At 56.2% G+C, this 763-nt stretch carries 1 protein-coding gene; it reads right to left on the reverse strand.

What is annotated here, in order from left to right:
- A partial coding sequence (locus J7438_RS26370) for a baseplate J/gp47 family protein (protein WP_209278993.1) occupies positions 1-746 on the reverse strand: 746 nt, incomplete at its 3' end.
- Positions 747-763: the final 17 nt, after the last annotated feature.

The following is a 763-nucleotide window of genomic DNA, read 5'->3' on the forward strand; positions in this document are numbered from 1 at the left end:
AAGTTATGAAGCTCTTGCCCCAATCGGCTCATGCTGAACCGATTAAAAGGCCAAGTGCGAGTCACGTTGAAATCTTGATTTTCACGAAAAGCGCAGCGGATCATTTGTTCACAGCCGGATTTCAGCTCCAGCTGTTGCTCATCTGTCAAACCATCCACCGGAATCAGCACAGCGGCCAGATCAGTGCTAAGGGTAGGCATGGAGAAGCAAACGAGATCATCACCATGGCCGTGATAACCTTGATCATTAATATGGTGGTTGATGTCATTGACCAGCTCCTCCGGCGCAGGCCCGGAGGCCAGCATCAAATAAGCATTGGCAGATCCCGGCCCCCGGGGCGCTCCGTGTTCAAACCAGATATAATCCGCCCGGATTCCGGCGTAATCGGTGATGATGGCTTTATAGGCAGCGTCATGGTGGAACTGGCCCACGGCGGTGAACTGGTTCCTGCATCGGAGGCGCAGGGAGTCATCATCTTCATCATCGGTGCCCGGCAGCTGCAGCCATTCGTCTCCGTTGATGACGGAAACCACCCCCTCCACCGGTTCCGGGAGGGCGCTGTAATAGCCCGGAGCCAAGTTGTAAGCGGTGCCGATGCCCACGGCCCGGGCGCTGGTTTTCAGTTCCGGCTGATTGTCGGCAAAAGTGGCATCAATGAGGGTTCGCAGTTCGTAAACGGTGCCATTAATCGGCGGTGACTGAACCCGGGTGCCTGCCGGAATGGTCACCGCCTTGGTGACGTTCACTCGGCTGAATGTCAGGG

Origin of the sequence: Thalassotalea sp. G20_0 (genome assembly GCF_017744175.1) — a bacterium.
GTDB lineage: Bacteria > Pseudomonadota > Gammaproteobacteria > Pseudomonadales > Endozoicomonadaceae > Endozoicomonas.